20 protein-coding genes and 1 pseudogene are annotated in these 19,515 nt (G+C 65.1%); 10 read left to right on the plus strand and 11 right to left on the minus strand.

Annotation, left to right across the window (positions count from 1 at the left end):
* The 4 genes and pseudogenes from JQ627_RS39150 to JQ627_RS24675 form a co-directional block, all read left to right on the plus strand.
* Nucleotides 1–162, plus strand: a pseudogene (locus JQ627_RS39150) (chemotaxis protein CheW); the annotation flags it as partial.
* A 73-nt stretch (nucleotides 163–235) separates the two neighbouring features.
* The gene (locus JQ627_RS24665) at nucleotides 236–601 is read left to right on the plus strand and encodes a PleD family two-component system response regulator (protein WP_007600538.1); all 366 of its coding nucleotides are present in this window, start codon (nucleotides 236–238) and stop codon (nucleotides 599–601) included.
* A 75-nt stretch (nucleotides 602–676) separates the two neighbouring features.
* Entirely contained in the window at nucleotides 677–1,870 is a 1,194-nt protein-coding gene (locus JQ627_RS24670) for a chemotaxis response regulator protein-glutamate methylesterase (protein ID WP_212486695.1), read from the plus strand.
* On the plus strand, nucleotides 1,867–2,739 hold the full coding sequence (locus JQ627_RS24675; RefSeq protein WP_212486696.1) for a protein-glutamate O-methyltransferase CheR: 873 nt from the start codon (nucleotides 1,867–1,869) through the stop codon (nucleotides 2,737–2,739). Before JQ627_RS24670 ends, JQ627_RS24675 begins: the two co-directional genes overlap by 4 nt.
* Nucleotides 2,740–2,791: 52 nt before the next feature.
* Here the strand turns inward: JQ627_RS24675 and JQ627_RS24680 are convergent, their stop codons facing one another.
* The 4 genes from JQ627_RS24680 to ctrA form a co-directional block, all read right to left on the minus strand.
* The gene (locus JQ627_RS24680; RefSeq protein ID WP_212486697.1) at nucleotides 2,792–3,952 is read right to left on the minus strand and encodes a glutathionylspermidine synthase family protein; all 1,161 of its coding nucleotides are present in this window, start codon (nucleotides 3,950–3,952) and stop codon (nucleotides 2,792–2,794) included.
* Nucleotides 3,953–3,955: 3 nt separating this feature from the next.
* Entirely contained in the window at nucleotides 3,956–4,351 is a 396-nt protein-coding gene (locus JQ627_RS39155) for a hypothetical protein (RefSeq protein WP_249143341.1), read from the minus strand.
* A 14-nt stretch (nucleotides 4,352–4,365) separates the two neighbouring features.
* Nucleotides 4,366–4,770, minus strand: coding sequence for a DUF350 domain-containing protein (locus tag JQ627_RS24690; RefSeq protein ID WP_212486699.1), 405 nt, complete (start codon nucleotides 4,768–4,770; stop codon nucleotides 4,366–4,368).
* Nucleotides 4,771–4,941: 171 nt separating this feature from the next.
* A complete protein-coding gene (ctrA, locus tag JQ627_RS24695; protein WP_008138878.1) occupies nucleotides 4,942–5,643 on the minus strand; it encodes a response regulator transcription factor CtrA in 702 nt (233 codons plus the stop codon).
* A gap of 431 nt (nucleotides 5,644–6,074) precedes the next feature.
* Here ctrA and fliI point away from each other — a divergent pair, with 431 nt between their 5' ends.
* The 6 genes from fliI to JQ627_RS24725 all read left to right on the plus strand — a co-directional run bounded on the left by fliI (nucleotide 6,075) and on the right by JQ627_RS24725 (nucleotide 12,266).
* Nucleotides 6,075–7,400, plus strand: coding sequence for a flagellar protein export ATPase FliI (gene fliI, locus JQ627_RS24700; RefSeq protein ID WP_212486835.1), 1,326 nt, complete (start codon nucleotides 6,075–6,077; stop codon nucleotides 7,398–7,400).
* Nucleotides 7,401–7,521: 121 nt separating this feature from the next.
* Nucleotides 7,522–7,941 (plus strand): flagellar export protein FliJ, encoded by a 420-nt coding sequence (fliJ, locus tag JQ627_RS24705; protein ID WP_212486700.1) that lies wholly within the window; start codon nucleotides 7,522–7,524, stop codon nucleotides 7,939–7,941.
* Nucleotides 7,942–8,124: 183 nt separating this feature from the next.
* Entirely contained in the window at nucleotides 8,125–8,670 is a 546-nt protein-coding gene (locus tag JQ627_RS24710; RefSeq protein WP_212486701.1) for a sigma-70 family RNA polymerase sigma factor, read from the plus strand.
* A gap of 37 nt (nucleotides 8,671–8,707) precedes the next feature.
* The gene (locus tag JQ627_RS24715; protein WP_212486702.1) at nucleotides 8,708–9,766 is read left to right on the plus strand and encodes an anti-sigma factor domain-containing protein; all 1,059 of its coding nucleotides are present in this window, start codon (nucleotides 8,708–8,710) and stop codon (nucleotides 9,764–9,766) included.
* Nucleotides 9,767–9,968: 202 nt separating this feature from the next.
* Complete coding sequence (locus tag JQ627_RS24720; protein ID WP_212486703.1) at nucleotides 9,969–10,928, plus strand: AraC family transcriptional regulator; 960 nt, start codon at nucleotides 9,969–9,971, stop codon at nucleotides 10,926–10,928.
* A 117-nt stretch (nucleotides 10,929–11,045) separates the two neighbouring features.
* On the plus strand, nucleotides 11,046–12,266 hold the full coding sequence (locus tag JQ627_RS24725; RefSeq protein WP_212486704.1) for an NAD(P)/FAD-dependent oxidoreductase: 1,221 nt from the start codon (nucleotides 11,046–11,048) through the stop codon (nucleotides 12,264–12,266).
* A 302-nt stretch (nucleotides 12,267–12,568) separates the two neighbouring features.
* Here the strand turns inward: JQ627_RS24725 and JQ627_RS24730 are convergent, their stop codons facing one another.
* The 7 genes from JQ627_RS24730 to JQ627_RS24760 all read right to left on the minus strand — a co-directional run bounded on the left by JQ627_RS24730 (nucleotide 12,569) and on the right by JQ627_RS24760 (nucleotide 19,443).
* Nucleotides 12,569–12,769: a hypothetical protein gene (locus JQ627_RS24730; protein WP_212486705.1), complete on the minus strand. Its 201-nt coding sequence runs from the start codon at nucleotides 12,767–12,769 to the stop codon at nucleotides 12,569–12,571.
* Between the two features lie 294 nt (nucleotides 12,770–13,063).
* Entirely contained in the window at nucleotides 13,064–15,205 is a 2,142-nt protein-coding gene (flhA, locus tag JQ627_RS24735) for a flagellar biosynthesis protein FlhA (protein WP_212486706.1), read from the minus strand.
* 360 nt (nucleotides 15,206–15,565) lie between these two features.
* Entirely contained in the window at nucleotides 15,566–15,868 is a 303-nt protein-coding gene (locus JQ627_RS24740; RefSeq protein WP_212486707.1) for a copper-binding protein, read from the minus strand.
* 14 nt (nucleotides 15,869–15,882) lie between these two features.
* Entirely contained in the window at nucleotides 15,883–16,338 is a 456-nt protein-coding gene (locus JQ627_RS24745; protein ID WP_212486708.1) for a cupredoxin domain-containing protein, read from the minus strand.
* Between the two features lie 35 nt (nucleotides 16,339–16,373).
* Nucleotides 16,374–17,711: a copper oxidase gene (locus tag JQ627_RS24750; RefSeq protein WP_212486709.1), complete on the minus strand. Its 1,338-nt coding sequence runs from the start codon at nucleotides 17,709–17,711 to the stop codon at nucleotides 16,374–16,376.
* Between the two features lie 13 nt (nucleotides 17,712–17,724).
* Complete coding sequence (locus JQ627_RS24755) at nucleotides 17,725–19,149, minus strand: TolC family protein (RefSeq protein ID WP_212486710.1); 1,425 nt, start codon at nucleotides 19,147–19,149, stop codon at nucleotides 17,725–17,727.
* Nucleotides 19,150–19,158: 9 nt separating this feature from the next.
* Nucleotides 19,159–19,443, minus strand: coding sequence for a hypothetical protein (locus JQ627_RS24760; protein ID WP_212486711.1), 285 nt, complete (start codon nucleotides 19,441–19,443; stop codon nucleotides 19,159–19,161).
* Between the last annotated feature and the right edge of the window lie 72 nt (nucleotides 19,444–19,515).

The raw sequence follows: 19,515 nt of genomic DNA on the forward strand, positions 1-19,515 counted from the left end.
GTGCTGCGCCTGCCCGAGGCCGGCATGGAAGAGAACCCCGTCAACCTCGACCCCCGCATGGCCAAGCTCGCCGGCGGTGTCCATCGTCTCGACGGTCAGCTCATGGTCGTCCTCGACGTCGATCGCGTCCTCGAGCTCGCCCCTGAGATGATGGCGGCCTGATACGGCGGCGTTGCCGCCGACGGACTTGCAATTGGAAGTATCCCCGCAAAGGGGATAGGAAGCAGAGGTTCACATGCGAACTTGTCTCGTCGTTGATGATTCCAGCGTCATCCGCAAGGTTGCGCGCCGGATCCTGGAGGGCCTCGACTTCCAGATACTCGAAGCCGAGGACGGTGAGAAGGCGCTGGAGGCCTGCAAGCGCGGCTTGCCCGATGCGGTGCTGCTCGACTGGAACATGCCCGTGATGGACGGTTACGAGTTCCTCGGCCATCTCCGGCGGATGCCCGGCGGCGATCAGCCCAAGGTGGTGTTCTGCACCACCGAGAACGACGTCGCGCACATCGCCCGTGCGCTGCACGCGGGCGCCAACGAATACATCATGAAGCCCTTCGACAAGGACATCGTGACCGCGAAATTCCAGGAAGTCGGGCTTATCTGAGCGAACACCCGGAGGCTGAACGGATCCTTCGGCGATTGTTTTCAACTGAACCGTTTCAGTCTGAGTTGGTGAGTAATGAGTGTTGCGTTCGCAGGTAATTCGACCACGAGTCCGTCGCGCGACGCCGGGCCGCTGCGGGTGATGATCGTCGACGACTCCGTCGTCATACGCGGTCTGATCTCGCGCTGGATCGGTGCCGAGCACGACATGGAGGTCGCGGCCTCGCTGCGCACCGGGCTCGAGGCGGTCAACCAGCTCGAACGCATCAATCCCGACGTCGCCGTGCTCGACATCGAAATGCCCGAGCTCGACGGCATCTCGGCGCTGCCGCAACTGCTGGCGAAGAAGCGCGATCTCGTCATCATCATGGCCTCGACGCTGACCCGACGTAACGCGGAGATCAGCTTCAAGGCGCTGTCGCTCGGTGCGGCGGACTACATTCCGAAGCCGGAGTCGACGCGCGAAGCGTCGGCCGCGGACATCTTTCATCACGACCTGATCCAGAAGATCCGTCACCTCGGCGCGCGGCTGCGCCGCAGGCCCGCAGTCGCTAGCCCGCCGCTGGCGCCCGCGAGCCCGGCACCGGCTGCACGTGCGCCGGCCGTCGTGCGGCCCGCCGCGCCCGCACCGGCCCCGCATGCGCCGTCGTCGGGGGCGCTGTCCACGCGCCCGTTCTCGGCTCACGCACCGAAGGTGCTGCTGATCGGCTCCTCGACCGGCGGTCCGCAGGCACTGATGGCGCTCGTCACCGAGCTCGGCCCGGTGATCGACCGCTTCCCGGTGCTCATCACCCAGCACATGCCGCCGACCTTCACCACTATTCTCGCCGAGCACCTGGCGCGCGCGAGCCGCAAGCCCGCGGCCGAGGCGGTCGACGGCGAGCCGGTGAAGCCGGGACGGATCTACCTGGCGCCCGGCGGCAAGCACATGCGTGTCGTGCGCAGCGGCGCTGACGCGGCGATCGCGCTCGACGACGGTCCCGCCGTCAATTTCTGCAAGCCCGCGGTCGATCCGCTCTTCACCTCCGCCATCGACATCTGGCACGGCAACATCCTCTCGGTGATCCTGACGGGCATGGGCTCGGACGGCATGCGCGGCGGCAAGGACATCGTCGCCGCCGGCGGCAACGTGATCGCGCAGGACGAAGCCTCCAGCGTGGTCTGGGGCATGCCGGGCGCGGCGGCCAATGCCGGCATCTGCGCGGCGATCCTGCCGCTCAACCAGATCGGCGCCAAGGTCAACCGCCTGTTCGCGGGGGACCGCTCGTGACGCCGGTTGACTACGAGTATCTGCGCAAGTTCCTGAAAGAACGCTCCGGCCTCGATCTCTCCGCCGACAAGCAATATCTCGTCGAGAGCCGGCTGCTGCCGCTTGCCCGCAAGGCGAGCTTGCCCGGCATTCCCGATCTCGTGCTGAAGATCAGGAACGGCGACGGCCGGCTTGCGACCGACGTGGTCGAAGCGATGACCACCAACGAGACCTTCTTCTACCGCGACAAGATCCCGTTCGATCATCTGCGCGAAACCATCCTGCCGGGCCTGCTCCAGGCGCGCGCGGCGCGGAAGAGCTTGCGAATCTGGTCGGCAGCGTCCTCGACGGGGCAGGAGCCCTATTCGATCGCGATGTGCGTGAAGGAGATGGGCGCGGCCTTCGCCGGCTGGCGCATCGAGATCGTCGCCACCGATCTGTCGCAGGAGGTGCTGGAGAAATCCAAGGCCGGCGTCTACAGCCAGTTCGAGGTGCAGCGCGGCCTGCCGATCCAGCACCTGATGAAATACTTCACCCAAGTTGGCGAGCTCTGGCAGCTCAATGCCGACATTCGCGCGATGGTGCAGTTCCGCCAGCTCAACCTGTTGCAGGACTTCTCCCATCTCGGCACGTTCGACGTGATCTTCTGCCGTAACGTGCTGATCTATTTCGATCAGGACACCAAGGCCGTGATTTTCGAGCGCATGGCGAAGGGACTGGAAGCCGACGGCACGCTGCTGCTAGGCGCCGCCGAATCCGTCGTCGGCATCACCGACGCGTTCCGCCCGATCGTCGACCGCCGCGGTCTCTATCAGCTCAACCCGGCGCGCTCCGGCCGCCCGATGGGCGGTTTGATGCCGCAGCCGCTGAAGGTCGCCGCGGCGAGGTGATCTTTTCCTGTCATTCCGGTCTCGCGACTACGTCGCGCCCGGAATGACAACCTCACAAAATCGCATGCGGCAGAAACCGCGAGCGGTTGCCCGTGATCGGACTTTCGTCCTCGCGGATCGACAGGCCGCACGGCTCGTGGTTCACGAGCCAGCTTCCCACCACCGCGTAGAAGCCTGAGAAGTTCGGCAGCGGCGACAATGCCTGCCGCACGAAGCCTTCGGCGCCGTAGGGGCCTGCCTGCTCGTCGAGCGGCAGGCCACCAGACACCAGCGTGACATTGGCGCCTTCGCGCGACAGCAGCGGCTTGCGGACGTAGGAGCTGCCGAGCTCGGCAGCCCGCGCGTCGTCCTCGAAGAAGGCCGGCAGCAGATGGGGATGGTTCGGAAACATCTCCCAGAGCAACGGCAAAATGCCCTTGTTGGAGAGCACCGCCTTCCAGGGCGGCTCGATCCAGCGTGTCGGCGCGCTCATCAGCTTGGCACCGAAGGCGTCGTGGAACATCCATTCCCAGGGATAGAGCTTGAAGGCGAGCGCGATGTCGCCATCGTCGAGATCGACGAAGCCGCCGGGCTCGTCGCGCCAGCCGACCTCCTCGATGTCGAGCAGCCTGGTGGAGAGCCCCGCCTGGCGCGCGGTGTCCTCGAGATAAGCGAGCGTGCCGGCGTCTTCCTCGCTGCCGGTGGTACCGGTGAGATGGACATGGCGGCCTGCGGCAATCTCCTTCCATGCCGCGATCAGCCGTTCGTGGATGGAGTTGAACTGATCGGCGCGCGCGGGAATGATGCGGCGTTCGATCGCCTGTTCGAGCCAGGTCCATTGAAACACCGCGGCCTCGAAGATCGAGGTCGGCGTATCCGCGTTGTATTCGAGCAGCTTTGCGGGACCCTGGCCGTCGAACTTCAGGTCGAGCCGGCCATAGAGGCTGCGGTCGTCGCGCTCCCAGCTCTCGGCGATCAGGCTCCAGAACGCCTCTGGAATCTTCAAGCGTCGCAGATAGCGCTCGTCACCGATTATGCGACCGGCAAGCTCCAGGCACATCGCGTCGATCTCGCCGGTCGGCATCTCGATGCCGCGCTCGATCTCGTCGAGCGTGAAGGCGTAATAGGCACTCTCGTCCCAATAGCGCTCGCCGTCGATGGTGTGGAAGGCGAAGCCGCATTGCTCGGCGGTCTGCCGCCAGTCGTCGCGCTCGGGGCAGACGATGCGTTGCATGGATCAGCCGCCGCCCGAGAAGCCATGGCCGAACGAGCCGAAGCCGCCACGGCTCACGCTGCTGGAGCCTGAGTCCGAAGAGGTTCCCGATGAGGAATGGCTCGCGGAATCGCTGCTGAAGAAGCTCGACCGAGACGACCAGCGCGAGCTGCTGCCGCTGCTGCCGCCTGACGAACTGCTGCTACTGCTGCACGTCGTGGTCGTCTGGCCCGGCAAGGCTCCGGGCGAGGGCTCGCAATGTTGCCGCGGCATCAGCGTGTAGGCGGTGGTGCCCACCGCAATCGTGCCCATCACCAGCAGCGCGACATGGCCGGAGCGCTTCACCGGTGGACTCGATGGCGGCGCCACGGGCGCTGGCCGGCGCTTGCCGAACTGCTTGTTGGAGGGTTTGTCGGCCATATCAGTGGATCATGTCAGTAGATCATGCAGGCGGCGTTCAACAAGCCCGCCGCGAGCGAGGACAGCCCGAGCCAGATCGCTGGCGCAAGCTCGCCTGCGGCAATCCGCGCCGACAGGTTCGGCACCGGCACCTTCACCAGAAACAGCACGATGATCTGAACGATCAGCGCGATGATCGCCCAGATCAGGCAGTCCAGCACATTGGCCGAATGCGCGATGGCGCTGACCAGCGGCGCCACGAAGCCGAGCAGGCTGAGGCCGAGCGCGATCGCGGCGGCCGGCTCGTTGTCGCGGATGAGCTGGAATTCATTGTGCGGGGTGATGCGGGTGTAGACGAACAGATACGCCACGATCGCGATCAGGCCGGTGCAGAAATAGACCAGGAAGGCGGGCAGGCCGGCGAGTGATTGCAGGATCATCGTTCCCCCATCGTGCAGCGACCATTCGTCGGCGGGGGAAGGATAGCGGTTCAATGGCGCAAGGACGATGAGGCCGCGTTGGCGTCCCCAAAAAACAAAACCCCGCCATTTGCGGCGGGGTCCAGGCTGGGAGGAGCAAGCCCCGAAGGGCTCGCGACGTAAACCCAGGGATCAGGCGGGAATGCGCTCTTCGTGCTCGTGCGGCTCGCGCAGCACGTAGCCGCGGCCCCACACGGTCTCGATGAAGTTGCGGCCTTCCGAGGCATTCGCGAGCTTCTTGCGGAGCTTGCAGATGAAGACGTCGATGATCTTCAGCTCCGGCTCGTCCATGCCGCCATAGAGGTGGTTGAGGAACATTTCCTTGGTGAGGGTCGTACCCTTGCGCAAGCTGAGTAGCTCCAGCATCTGGTATTCCTTGCCGGTCAGATGCACGCGCTGGCCGCCGACTTCCACCGTCTTGGTGTCGAGGTTGACGACGAGGTCGCCGGTCTGGATGACCGACTGGGCATGGCCCTTGGAGCGGCGCACGATCGCGTGGATGCGGGCCACCAGCTCGTCCTTGTGGAAGGGCTTGGTCATGTAGTCGTCGGCGCCGACGCCGAGACCCTTGACCTTGTCCTCGATGCCGGCGAGGCCGGAGAGGATCAGGATCGGTGTCTTGATCTTGGAGACCCGGAGCTGCTTGAGCACGTCGTAGCCGGACATGTCGGGCAGGTTGAGGTCGAGGAGAATAATGTCGTAATCGTATAGTTTACCGAGATCGACGCCTTCTTCCCCCAAATCGGTCGTGTAGACGTTGAAGCTCTCAGACTTCAACATCAGCTCGATCGACTGCGCGACGGCGCTGTCATCTTCAATCAGCAAAACGCGCATGCCAGTTCCCCATAGTCGCCGCTCCCGGGCGTCAGGTCGGCCGCATTCGCGGCACTCAACAAAACGCCTTTGAACAACTGATTCGGATCCTGACGACAGATGGTTAACAAATCCTGATTCTGGAACGCAAGTCCCCCCGGTGCAATTTTTGTCGAATCGCCCTAAGGTGTTGCGCGCGAAGCAGCTTTCGTCACATCGTGCCGTTCAAGTTCCACTTTAAGAGGCGGGCCTAACCGACTCCCGCGACTCAGCCTTCTTCTGAAGGGGAGTCGCGCTCAGTCACAAAGACAGTGACGCAATGATTAACGATGCGGGTAAACACGAAGTTAAGCGCCGTTCAGAAATGTGGCGAAACTTAAGGGTTTCGCCATGAAGCCTGGAATCGAAGGCGACCACCTGATGACGGCCCTCTTGTTGAAAGCGCGCGCTTGATGAAGGCCCTTGCCGAACAGATCGGCGACATCGACGGCGTCAACATTTATGGCCGCGTGGTCGGTGTTCGCGGCCTGATGGTCGAAGTGGCCGGACCTATTCATGCGATGTCGGTCGGTGCGCGGCTCGTGATCGAGACCGGCGCGAACCGTTCCATTCCCTGCGAGGTCATCGGCTTCTCAGGCAACAATGCTGTCGTGATGCCGTTCGCCGGCCTCGACGGGGTGCGTCGCGGCTGCAAGGCCGTCATCGCCAATGCGGCTAATCAAGTGCGTCCGTCATCGGCCTGGCTCGGCCGCGTCGTCAACGCGCTGGGCGAGCCGATCGACGGCAAGGGGCCATTGCCGCAGGGCCCGGCGCCGATGCCATACCGCAATTCGCCGCCGCCGGCGCATTCGCGCAAGCGCGTCGGCGCCCCGCTCGATCTCGGCGTGCGCGCGATGAACACGTTCCTCACCTGCTGCCGCGGCCAGCGCATGGGCATTTTCGCAGGGTCCGGCGTCGGCAAATCGGTGCTGCTGTCGATGCTCGCGCGCAACGTCGATGCCGCGGTCAGCGTCATCGGGCTGATCGGCGAACGCGGCCGCGAGGTCCAGGAGTTCCTGCAGGACGACCTCGGCGAGGAGGGCCTGGCGCGCTCGGTCGTGGTGGTCGCAACCTCGGACGAGCCGGCGCTGATGCGGCGCCAGGCGGCCTATCTGACGCTCGCGGTGGCCGAATACTTTCGCGATGAAGAAAAGGACGTGCTCTGTTTGATGGACTCGGTGACGCGCTTTGCCATGGCCCAGCGCGAGATCGGCCTGTCCGCCGGCGAGCCGCCGACCGCCAAGGGCTATACGCCGACCGTGTTCACCGAGCTGCCGAAGCTTCTGGAGCGCGCAGGGCCGGGCCTGGGCGAGGGCGCGATCACGGCGATCTTCACGGTGCTGGTCGACGGCGACGACCATAACGAGCCGATTGCGGATGCCGTCCGTGGCATCCTCGACGGCCATATCGTGATGCAGCGCTCGATCGCCGAGCGCGGCCGCTACCCCGCCATCAACATCCTCAAATCCGTCTCCCGCACCATGCCGAAATCGGCCGATCCGCAGTTCTGGCCGACCATCCAGCGGGCCCGCCAGGTGATGGCGACCTATGCCGACATGGAGGAATTGATCCGGCTCGGGGCCTACCGGGCCGGTTCCAGCCCCGAGGTCGACGAGGCGATCCGGCTGCACGAGCCGCTGGAGGCGTTCCTGCGCCAGCGCAAGGACGAAAATGCATCACTGGCGGACGGCTACCGCCAGTTGGCGCAAATCCTCGGTAATTTGGAAACGGAACGCTAACTTTGTCCCGTCATCATCCGTTCTCACAGAGTAGCAGAGCCGGTCTTGGCCCCAGTCGGGCCTGTGGGGAGACCGGTGTCGTCCCACGCGCAGCCAGGGGACTTCTGGGGAGTATGAGTCGATGAAGTCACGAGATACCCTCATCCGCCTGAAGAAATTTCAGGTCGACGAGAAGCGCCGCCGGGTCACCCAGATCGAGACCATGATCGCCGACTTCCAGCGGATGTCGATCGATCTTGAACGCGAGATCACGACCGAGCAGGAGCGCGCCGGGATCAACGACCCCTCGCATTTCGCCTATCCGACCTATGCCAAGGCCGCGATCCAGCGCCGCGAGAACCTGACCCGCTCGGCCGACGAGCTCAAGGGACAGCTGGACGAAGCCAAGGCCGCGCTGGCCGAGGCCTTCGAGGAGCTGAAGAAGGTCGAGCTCCTCGACGAGCGCGACCAGGCCCGCGAGCGCGCCGAGGAGAACGCCCGCGAGCAGGCCGACCTCGACAGCATCGGCCTGATGCGTGCCCGCATCGGCGCCGTCGCCTGAGACGCTAGCAGCAAAACTGCCGAAATTTGCCAAACCCGGACCCGCCAGGTCCGGGTTTTCGCATTTGCTGTCCACAGTGTGGCGCCCCGCCTCTTGGTGATGGGCTTTGCCGCGCGCTATGGTAGCGGAGTGCCTGGGTCCGCGCGGAACAACGCGACGGGGGCCAGCGCGTTGGGGGGCTGAATGCTGACGCCAGCAGAGCTGGTCGGGCTGATTGAGGCGGTGACGAAAGGCGATCAGGCCGCGTTCGAGCGCCTCTACGTCGCCACGCGCGCGAAACTCTATGGCGTCGTGCTCCGTATCTTGCGCCGACAGGATCTCGCAGAGGAGGTCATTCAGGAGACCTACGTCAAGATCTGGAACAGTGCGGGCCAGTTCAATCCGGCTTTATCGTCGCCGATCACTTGGATGGCGTCGATCGCGCGAAACCGCGCCATCGACATCGTGCGCAAGAAGACGGAAATCTCCATCGAGGAAGAGCCTCAGGCGATGGAGGTTGCGGCCGACAGCCCCGATCCGCTGGCGCGGAAGGAGATGACCGAGGAGTTGAAGCGGCTCCTGGAATGCATCGGCCGGCTCGAGCCGGACCGTCAGAGGCTCGTGCTTCTCGCCTATTACAACGGCTGGAGCCGCGAACAATTGGCGGAAAAATTCGCTGCGCCGGTCAACACGGTGAAGACGTGGCTCCGGCGCAGCATGTTGGATATCCGCGAATGCCTCGGACTATGAGGGCTCGTATTGTGAAGGTGGTTCTGGACTGCATGTGATGGCCTACACGGAGGACCATATCGCGCTCGCCGCGGAATATGCGCTCGGTACGCTCGACGCCGACGAGCGTGCGCAGGTCGAGACCATGATGGCCGTGGACAAGGCGTTCGCCGATGTCGTGCAGGCCTGGGCTTACCGGCTCGGCGTCCTCAACCAGATGGTCGGTTCGGTCGAGCCGCGTCCGATCGTGTGGGAGAACATCCGGTCCGAGCTGGCGCGGACGGACTTTGCGCAGGAGACGGCTGCGCCGGAAGCTTCGCCGCCGCCCCCACCTGTGGCGGAGTTTTCCTCGATCGAAGCTGCACCGCCTGAGCCGTCGCCGGACGTCGCGCCGCAACCGGAGCTGCAGCCTTCCGAAGCAGAGCAGCCCGGGACGGCGCCGCCGGCATCCGATGCGCTTCCCGACGTCGCGCCGATATTCATGCCGCAGGTCCATGCGCCCGATCCTGACGTCGCGCGCGCGCCGCAAATGCCGGTCGCCGACAACAGCAACGTCATCCGGCTCGAGAGCCGCGTGAAACGCTGGCGCACGATCGCTTCCGCCGTGGGCGCGCTTGCGGCTGCGCTGCTGGTGACGCTGTCGCTTCAGATCTTCCAGCCCGATGCGCTACCGGGCGGCCTGCGTCCGGCGCCGCGCATCCAGACGGTGGAAGTGAAGACGCCGGCGCCGCTCGCGGCTGCTTCGCAATATGTCGCGCTGTTGCAGGGCCAGGGCGGCGGTCCCGCCTTCATCCTCACCATCGACGGCGCGACGCGGAATTTCACCGTGCGCAAGGTCGGCGCGACCCCGGAGGCCGGCAAGAGCTTCGAGCTCTGGCTGATCTCGGACAAGCTGCCGCGTCCGCGCTCGCTCGGCGTGATCGGCGCGGGCGATTTCACCGCGCGGCCGGTGCTCGGCTCCTTCGATGCCGAGGTCGTCAACGGCGCGACCTACGCCGTCACCGTCGAGCAGGCCGGCGGCTCGCCCAACGGCCAGCCAACCTCGGCCCCGGTATTTTCCGGCAAGCTGATCGAGACCGTGCCGCCGTCTCAGCCGCAGGCGCCCGCGAAGAAGTAGGTGTCGTAGCCCGGATTATGCTTCGCTCCTTCCGGGCTACGAAGGCGCTCGGCTGTCGCCACGGTCCATCCAGCCGTCGCATCCGGACAAATCCCGCCGAATCCACCCCCGATTTGAACCTCCCCGCAATCCGCGGCGTCAAATGCCCGGAATTTGCAGTCGGCGCCGCAGATCATGGTGCCGGAGAGGGGCTAGAAGTCAGATGGATGCAGCAAGGACGCCGGGCATCTTCGTCCACCACTATGCGGGTCTTCCGCATGGACCGGCCTTCGAACATTGGCGCGAGCGGGCCTTCGGTCCCTGCGGCCTCGATATCGGCCCGAGCCATGGCGACAGCATCGATTGCCGGCTCCAGGTCAGCGTGGTCGACAATATCGCTTTGGCCATTCCAGAAGGTGCCTCCGCGCAATATTCGCGCACGCAGAGCCATCTTGCCGACGGCAGCGATGATCTCGTCCTGATCGCCGCGCATGCGGGTCTGGTCCGCGTCGGGCAGAACGGCCATACCGTCGAACTTGCGCCCGCGCAGATGGTGCTGGTCGACATGGGCGTCACCGGCACCGTCGGCCACACCGAGGAAGATCGCTTCACGACCATCCGCATGCCGCGCCGCGCGCTGCTCGACATCAATCCGCGTGCCGAGGACAAGCTGTCGCAAGTGCTCTCGGATGGCGCGGTGGCCGAGACGATCTTCCGCTACCACGCACTCGCCGCCAATCACGCGCCGCATCTCGACGCCGTCGGCCAGCGCCTGACCGCGCAGCACATGATTGATCTCGTCGGCCTGCTGCTCGGCACCGATGCGGAGCATGCAAGCCTTGCGCGCGGTCGCGGACATGCGGCGGCCCGTCTCGATCTCATGCGTGCCGACGTGATGGCCGCGCTCGGCCGCAACGATCTCTGCCTGTCCGAGATCGCGACGCGCTCTGGGCTCAGCCCGCGCCAGGCGCAACGCCTGTTCGAGCAGGCCGGCACGACCTTCACCGAATTCGTGCTGGAGCAGCGCCTGGTGCTGGCGCGCAAGCTGCTCGGCGATCCCCGCGCGAGGGCGCGCAAGATCAGCGACATCGCGCATTCCTCGGGCTTCTCCGACCTGTCCTATTTCAACCGTGCCTTCCGCAAGCGTTTTGGCGCGACGCCGTCGGAATTGCGCGAGGCCTGAGGCCAGCGATTTTGTGCAGCGGCGCGGCGCCGCCGCAGTTGGTCGATCCGGGCGAATGAGCTATATCTGCCTGCGCGGGCAGGCCGCCGGAATTCTTGGACAAAGCAGTAAACGGACATGGCGCGTATCGTCGTGCTCGGCGCCGGGTTTGCAGGTCTGTGGGCGGCCATCGGCGCCGCGCGCAAGCGCGACGAGATCGGCGCGGCCGGCCGTGACGTCGAGATCTGTGTCGTCGACCGCAATCCCTATCACAACATCCGGGTGCGCAATTACGAGGTCGACCTCAGCGAGGTCGCGCTGCCGTTGCCGCAATTGCTCGATCCGATCGGCGTCACTCATGGCATTGGCGAGGTCGAAGCCATCGACCCGGCGCGGCGCGAGATTTCTCTCGTCACGAGCGGCGGCGAGGAGACGCTGAGCTACGACCGCCTGGTGCTGGCGCTCGGCAGCGAAGTGATGCGTCCCGCCATCCCCGGCCTTGCCGAGCATGCTTTCGATGTCGATTCCTATGCCGCCGCGCTCAGCCTCGAAAATCATCTCGTCTCGCTCGGACACAGCGCGCCTTCGCCGGGGCGCTCGACCGTCGTGGTGGTCGGCGCCGGATTCACCGGCATCGAGGTCGCGACCGAGATGCCCGACAGGCTGGCGCGCGCCGGCATCACCGGCAGCCGCCGCATCGTCCTGGTCGATCCCAATCCTGCGGTCGGCGCCACCATCGGCGCGCATGCGCGTCCCGTCATCGAGACGGCATTGGCCTCGCTCGACGTCGAGACGCGGCTTGGCGTGCGCGTCGTGTCCGTCGAGGCCGCCGGCATGCGCCTGAGCTCGGGCGAGTTCGTCCCGGCGCAGACGGTGATCTGGTGCGCCGGGATGCGTGCGAGCCGGCTGGCCGAGAGCTTCGCGGTCGCGCGCGATCGCCTCGGCCGCCTGCTGGTCGATCCGTTTATGCGGCTTGCGGACGTACCGGGCGTGTTCGCTGCCGGCGATGTCGCCTCGAGCGTGGTCGACGGGCTGCATCCGACCGTGATGTCCTGCCAGTTCGCCCGTCCCATGGGCCGCTTTGCCGGCCACAATGTGGTGGCCGATCTCGCGGGCCTGCCGATGCTGCCGCTGCGGATCGACTGGTACGTGACCGTGCTCGATCTCGGCGGCTGGGGCGCGCTCTATACGGAAGGGTGGGATCGCGAGGTTCGCGCCACTGGCGCGGCCGCAAAGGCGACCAAGGAGACGATCAACCGCAAGCGCATCTACCCGCCGCTCAACGGCCGCAAGGACGAATTGTTCGCGGCGGCAGCCCCGACAGTGCAGGCGCCGCCACCGACTTATGGGGCGCGGTAGTCGCCCGGTGTCAGGTGTCATCGTCCGCGAAGGCGGACGATCCAGTATTCCAGAGACGGCAGTGGGATACGGAGAAGCCGCGGCGTACTGGATTCCCCGCTTTCGCGGGGAATGACGGCGGTGTTCGGGGCGACGTCCCGCGCTACATCCATAGCGAAGCCATACCCAGACATGAGAAAGCGCCCGTGGGGGGCGGGCGCTTTCCGTAGTCGACTTGGGGTTGGGGTCGTCTACATATCCACGTGGCGACTTTGGGGGGCTGGTAAAGAGCCGCGTGAATTCACAAAACTCGTCAAATCTCCTTATCGAACGAGGGACGCGTTCGAGCTGGTGATAACAACCGGCTTGCCGGCCTTGATGACGCGGGCGGTCTGGGTCAGGCCTTCATCCGAACCCGTACGAGCCTTGATGCCGAAGCCTGCCACCGCGATCCCTGCGACGAGGGCCACGACCACGATCTTCAGGTGGGTCGAGCGATCAGCGCTGTAAATCGAGTGGTTCATGGAAGGCTCCTGCCGCCATCTACCCGAAGTAGTCGCTACCCTGTTGGGGCAGGTTCATGCTTCCGGTGCCCAACAACCTAGTATTGGGGGGATTCGTTCCCAAGAGGCGATCACAAGAGCGTGACAGGACGTGAAAGGTCGCGATCAAAAGCGATCGTTGGTCGTGCGATTTCGTAATTATTTCAAAGTGGTAATGTGCCCGTAAGGCGCCTTGCCGGCATTTGGTCGACAAGAGGCCAGGAGCTCAAAAACCGTTTGCATGTGGCTGAAAAACACACGGCTTCTTAAGGCAAATCAGACGCTTCCGACCGTTTTCAATCGCGCCCTGGGGTGGATTTCGGCCTGCGACAGCACCGTCGTCTGGGCCCGGAACCGCTCCACCAGGGAACGCACGAAGGGACGAATTGCCGCAGAGGTGACCAGCACCGGCGCCTCGCCTTCGCGGGCGGCGCGCTCGAACGCCTCGCGCACGGCGGTCATGAATTCCGACAGCTTCGAAGGCTGCATCGCGAGGCTGCGTTCCTCGCCCTGGCCGATGATGGATTCGGCAAAGGCTTGTTCCCACCGCGCCGACAGCGCGATCAGCGGCAAATAGCCGTTGTAGGAGGTGTTCTGCGCGCAGATCTGCCGGGCCAGCCGGGCCCGGACATGCTCGACCATGGTCGCGGGATTGCGCGAGAAGGCGAGCGAGTCGGCGATACCTTCGAGAATGGTCGAGAGGTCGCGGATCGAAATGCGCTCGGCGAGCAGCAGCTGCAGCACACGCTGGATGCCGGAGACCGTGACCTGGCCCGGCACGATGTCCTTGACCAGCTCGCTCTGCTCCTTCGGCAGTTCCTTGAGCAGCTTCTGCACCTCGCCATAGGAGAGCAGATCCGACATGTTGGCCTTGAGCAGCTCGGTGAGGTGGGTCGAGAGCACGGTTGCGGCGTCGACGACGGTGTAGCCCTTGAGTGAAGCTTCTTCCTTGAGGCTGGCGTCGACCCAGGTCGCGGGCAGGCCGAACGTCGGCTCGGTGGTGTGGATGCCGGGCACCTGCACCTGGCTGCCGCCGGGGTCCATGACCATGAACTGGTTCGGCCAGATCTTGCCGGTGCCGGCGTCGACCTCCTTGATCTTGATGATGTAGGTGTTGGCTTCGAGCTGGACGTTGTCGAGGATACGCACGGCGGGCATCACGAACCCCATCTCAATGGCGAGCGAACGGCGCAGCGCCTTGATCTGCTCGGTGAGGCGGTCGGTGCCGTCGGGCCCGTTGACCAGCGGCAGCAGCGCATAGCCGAGCTCGATCTTGAGGTCGTCGATCTTGAGTGCGGCCGAGATTGGCTCCTCGGCTGCGGCGGCGCCCGGCGCACCTGGCGTGCCCGGAGCGGGCGCGGTCTTGGCGGCTTCCTCGGCCTTGGCCGTCACCCGGTTGCGGTTGCGGGCGTGCCAGGCCAGCGCGCCGGCGCCGGCGCCGAGCGCGAGGAAGGGAATGGTAGGAATGCCCGGCAGCGCCGCCAGCACCAGCATGACCGCCGAAGACATCGCGAGCGCCTGCGGATAGCCGGAGAACTGCTTCATCAGCGCCTTGTCGGCGGCGCCGGAAACGCCGGCCTTGGAGACGAGCAGGCCGGCCGCGGTCGAAACGATCAGCGCAGGCACCTGGGTGACGAGGCCGTCACCGACGGTCAGCAGCGTGTAGCTGCGCCCGGCGTCGGCGAAGGAGAGGCCCTGCTGCGCCACGCCGATGATCATGCCGCCAACGATATTGATGAAGACGATCAAGAGGCCGGCGATGGCGTCGCCGCGGACGAATTTGGAGGCACCGTCCATGGCGCCGAAGAAGCCGCTTTCGTCCTCCAGCTCCTTGCGCCGATGCTTGGCAACCTTTTCGTCGATCAGGCCGGCGGAGAGATCGGCGTCGATCGCCATCTGCTTGCCGGGCATGGCGTCCAGGTGGAAGCGCGCGGCGACTTCGGCGATACGGCCCGAGCCCTTGGTGATGACGACGAAATTGACGATGATCAGGATGGCGAAGACGATGATGCCGATGACGAAATTGCCGCCCATCACGAAGCTGCCGAAGGCTTCGATGACGTGACCGGCGGCATCGGTGCCCTCGTGCCCGTGCGACAGGATCAGGCGGGTCGAGGCCATATTGAGCGACAGCCGCAGCATGGTCGAGATCAGCAGAACGGTCGGGAAGGCGGAGAATTCCAGCGGCGCCTGGATGAACAGCGACGTCATCAGGATCAGGATCGAGAGCGTGATCGAGATCGCCAGGAACAGGTCCAGCACGATCGCGGGCAGTGGCAGGATCAGCACCACCAGGATGGTGAGGACGCCGAGCGCCAGCGCGATATCGCCACGCTTGAGGATGTTGCCGATCTCGGCAAGGGAGGGGATGCTCGGCTTCGCGCTGCCTACGCCTTGTCCCGCGGTGACGTCGACCATGGTAGCTGCCTCCCCGCGCGACTGCCGGCCGCGCGCCCCAAATGTCTGCGCGGCGGCCGAGGGGCCGCCGTTCCGAAAGTGAGGCACCGCACTGGCGTCCACGGGGGACCTCCCGTTTTACGCGGCTGACGACACTCGACTTCACCCGGCAATTCTTGCCGGGTGTATGGTTAGCAAAGGGTTAACGGAGGGTGCGGCAAGGCTGCGGGGAGGGTTTTTGGCCCGGGCAGGGGAAGAAATCGTCATGCCCGGGCTTTCACGTTCTCTGTGCCGCATGGCAAGGCGTGGATGGCCGGGACAAGCCCGGCCATGACGCTTTGGAAGCTTCAGCGCCCAGAATGACGGTTGAGGGAGACTGCCCTACTTCGCCTTCTCCAACTTTGTCACCGTATACCCCGAAGCCGCCTCTTCGGCGTCAAAAGTCACCTTGTCGCCGACCTTGACCTGCTTGAGCAAAGCGGGGTCCTTGACGCGGTAGACCATGGTCATGGGCTCATCCATGCCGAGGCTTTTCGCCGGTCCGTGCTTGAGCGTGATCTTGCCGGCGCCCTCGTCGATCTTCTTGACCTCGCCGCTGATCGCGGCGCCCTGGGCCGCGATGGCTCCGGCGGCAAGGCCGACGGTCAGCGCCAGCGCTGCGGCGATACGGATGGTGCGGTTCATGGGAGTCTCCCTTGTTACTTCACGGTGACGTGGCCGACCATGCCGTAGTCGCGATGGTCGGGAATCAGGCAGGAAAATTCGAACGTGCCGGCCTTGCTGAACTTCCAGAGGATCTCGGCTGTCTTGTTCGGTGCAAGCCGCACCCCGTTGGGATCGTCGTGCTCCATGTGCGGATGCTTCTTCATCTCCACGGCATGCGCGAGATTCTCCTTCGTCGTGGCGAGCAGGAATTCATGGTCCTCCTTGCCGACATTGCGCAGCACGAAACGAATCTGCTCGCCGCGTTTGACCTCGATCCTGGCGGGGGCGTAGTCCATCTCGTTCAGCAGGATCTCGATCGTGCGCGCGGGCTTCCCGGGATCGCCGGGCTCGCCGGCCGAAAAGTTCCCATGCCCATGCTGGTCGTGGGCAAACGCCGGTGCGGTCGAAAGCGCAGCCATCGCGAGGCCGAGCCTGATCGTCTTCCTCATCGTCATCTCCAGTTGGTGGTGGTTCATCGAAACGCTCACATCTTCATGTTCTTCATCGGCGTGCTGCCCGGCCCTTGCCGCGCCGGCTCTGTGGACGGCGGCGTGACCTCGTAGGCGACGGTGCCTTTCGGGAATTGGTAGGGGCCGGGATCGCGATAGTCGTCGCGCGCGAGGCCCTCGCGGATCTTCATCACCGTGAACATGCCGCCCATCTCGATCGGCCCGAACTGACCGGTGCCGGTCATCATCGGCAGCGTGTTGTCGGGCGCGGGCATCTCCATGTTTCCCATGGCCATGCCGGTCGAGCCCATGGCCATGCTGTCAGGCGCGAGCTTGCCGACGGCCTTGGCGAGATCCTTGCGCGACACGCCGATCAGGTTGCGCACTGCGTGTCCCATCGCATTCATGGTGTGATGCGATTTGTGGCAATGGAACGCCCAATCGCCGGGATTGTCGGCGAGAACGTCGAACACGCGCACCGCGCCGACGGGTACGTCGGTGGTCGTCTCCGGATATTGCGCGCTCTCCGGAATCCAGCCGCCATCGGTGCAGGTCACCGCAAAGCTGTGGCCGTGCAGATGAATCGGATGGTTTGTCATGCTGAGATTGCCGATGCGCACGCGCACCTTGTCGCCGAGCCTGACCGGCAAGGGATCGATGCCGGGAAACACCCGCGCATTCCAGGTCCACATGTTGAAATCGGTCATCTCGTTGACCTGCGGCAAATATGTGCCGGGATCGACGCGATAGGTGCTCATCACGAAGACGAAGTCGCGATCGACGGGCCGGAAGTTCGGATCGCGCGGATGCACGACGACCATGCCCATCATGCCCATCGCCATCTGCACCATCTCGTCGGAATGCGGGTGGTACATGAAGGTCCCGCTCTTCTTCATCTCGAACTCGTAGACGAAGGTTTTTCCCGGCTGGATGTGCGGCTGCGTCAGCCCGCCGACACCGTCCATGCCGCTGGGGATGATCATGCCATGCCAGTGCACGGTGGTGTATTCGGGCAGTCTGTTGGTGACGAAGACGCGGACCTTGTCGCCTTCGACCGCCTCGATCGTCGGGCCAGGCGACTGGCCGTTATAGCCCCACAGATTCACCTTCATGCCCTCGGCGAATTCCCGCACCACGGGTTCGGCGACGAGATGGAATTCCTTCCAGTCGCCGTTCATGCGGAACGGCAGCGACCAGCCGTTCAGCGTGACCACGGGGCGGTAGTCGGGGCCGCTGATCGGATGCAGCGGCGGCTGCATCACCACCTTGTCCATGTGCGGCGCTTCCGGAATCGACGCAGCCTGGACGCGGCCGCTGATGGCCGACGCGCTGGCAAGCGCAGCGGTGCCCAAAAATCCTCGGCGGGAAAACATGTTGGTCTCCATGTCAGTGGCCGCCATCGGCCGGCGCTGCGGCGGCGATGGTGGTTGAATTGTCGCCGCCCGACGCAGGTGCGCCGCCGCCGTTGACGGCGGTCTGGAGGTCGGACTGGGCGAGGAAGAATTTTTGCTTGGCATCGATCGCGCCGCGCAGCGATGCGAGGCGCTGCCGCGCTTCGGTGAGCAGCGCGAAGATATCGACCTGCATGCTGGAGAAGCGCAGCTGCATCTCCTCCGTGATGATTTTTCGCAAGGGGAGGATTTCGCGCTGATAGTGGCCGGCGATGTCGTAGGTCGAGCGATAGACGCGATAAGCATCACGCGCCTCGGAGCGCACGTTGACGGCACGCTCGGTCAGGCGATTGAAGGCGAGGTTGTAGGTCTCAGCCGCCTGCCGCACGCGCACCTCGCCGCCGTCGAAGATCGGGATCTGGAACTGCACGTCAAAACCGCGTTCGCGGAACGGCGGACCCTCGGGGTCCTGGGTGCGGCGGGAGATGCCGGCGAGGTCGAGCAGCGTGACGAAGCGCGTCGCCTCGGTGAGGTTGAGTGACTTTGCCAGCGCCGTCAGCTCCAGCCGCGCGATCTGAAGATCGATGCGATGGGCCACCGCATCGACCTCGATCGAGGGCAGTGCCTGCGGCCGGCGCGGCAGCGGCGGCAGTTGATCGGGCAGACGGAAGTCGAGGCCGCCATCCCACAGCCCCATCAGGCGCGCGAGCCTTTCGCGCGCGCTCGCTGCCGCTTGCCGCGCGGAAGCGAGGTCGGCCGTGGTCTCGGCGTAAAACACCTGTTCGCGGGCCTGGTCGAGCTTGTTGAGCGAACCGGTCTCGCCGAGTTTGACCGCGAGCTGCGCCGTCGATTCCGCCGTCGCCTTCGCGTCGGTGAGCAGCGCCACCATTTCGTTTCCGGCGACCGCACGGACATAGGCGCGCCGGACATCGGCGGCCAGCCGCAGCGTCGCCAACGCCGCGCGCAATTGTGCCTGACGAAAACGGTCGCGCGCGATGTCGGTGCGGAACGGCAGGGTGGCCAGCGCGAGGATGTCGCCGACCACCTGACGCTCGATTTCGCTGGCGCCATTGCCCGAGATCCGCGAGATCGAGAATACGGGATTGGGCGGCAGGCTCTGCTCCACCAGGTCGGTTTCGGCCAGTGCGAGCTCATTATAGGCGGCCTGCAGACCCTTGTTGTTGAGCAGCGCGACCTGCACGGCGGACTCGGTGGTCAGCGTGCGTGCCAGCAAGCGGTGGACGGTCGCGTTGACGGCCTCCGCGCCTTCGGCCGTTCGCACGAAGGCGACGTCCCTGTTGATGGTCTGGCTGGTGAGGTCCGAGACCGTCGTCATGCCTCCGTCCGGCGAGAATGTCATGCAGCCGGAGAGTCCCAGCACAGTGAGCACCAGCAGGCCCCGCGCAAAATGATGCGTCATGGCGCGCCCCTACCGGTCTTGCTTCGGCGGCGGCGCGACAGCGTCGTTGCGGTCGCGCCATGGCCCCGGCGCCGCAGGTCGCAGGCTGGTGTAGGGCGCAATCGTCGAGCGATAGCCGACGTGCGCGACCTTCGCCGCCGGATCGGCCGGATCGGCGCCGGTCACGGGCACAGTTGCCGGCATGCAGCCGGACAACATCAATGCGGTTGCGGCCAGCAGCGGCCAATTGAATCGAAAGTGTCGGCCACGCGCTGCGGATGCGGCGGCGAACTTCGCCCCGGAAAGGGTAAGCATGAGTCATCCTTGATCTGTCGTAAAGACCACAGGTTCGCGCGCGCGGATGCGCGTGCGGCCCTGACGTCGTCG

The organism is Bradyrhizobium liaoningense (assembly GCF_018130785.1).
GTDB classification, from domain to species: domain Bacteria; phylum Pseudomonadota; class Alphaproteobacteria; order Rhizobiales; family Xanthobacteraceae; genus Bradyrhizobium; species Bradyrhizobium liaoningense_A.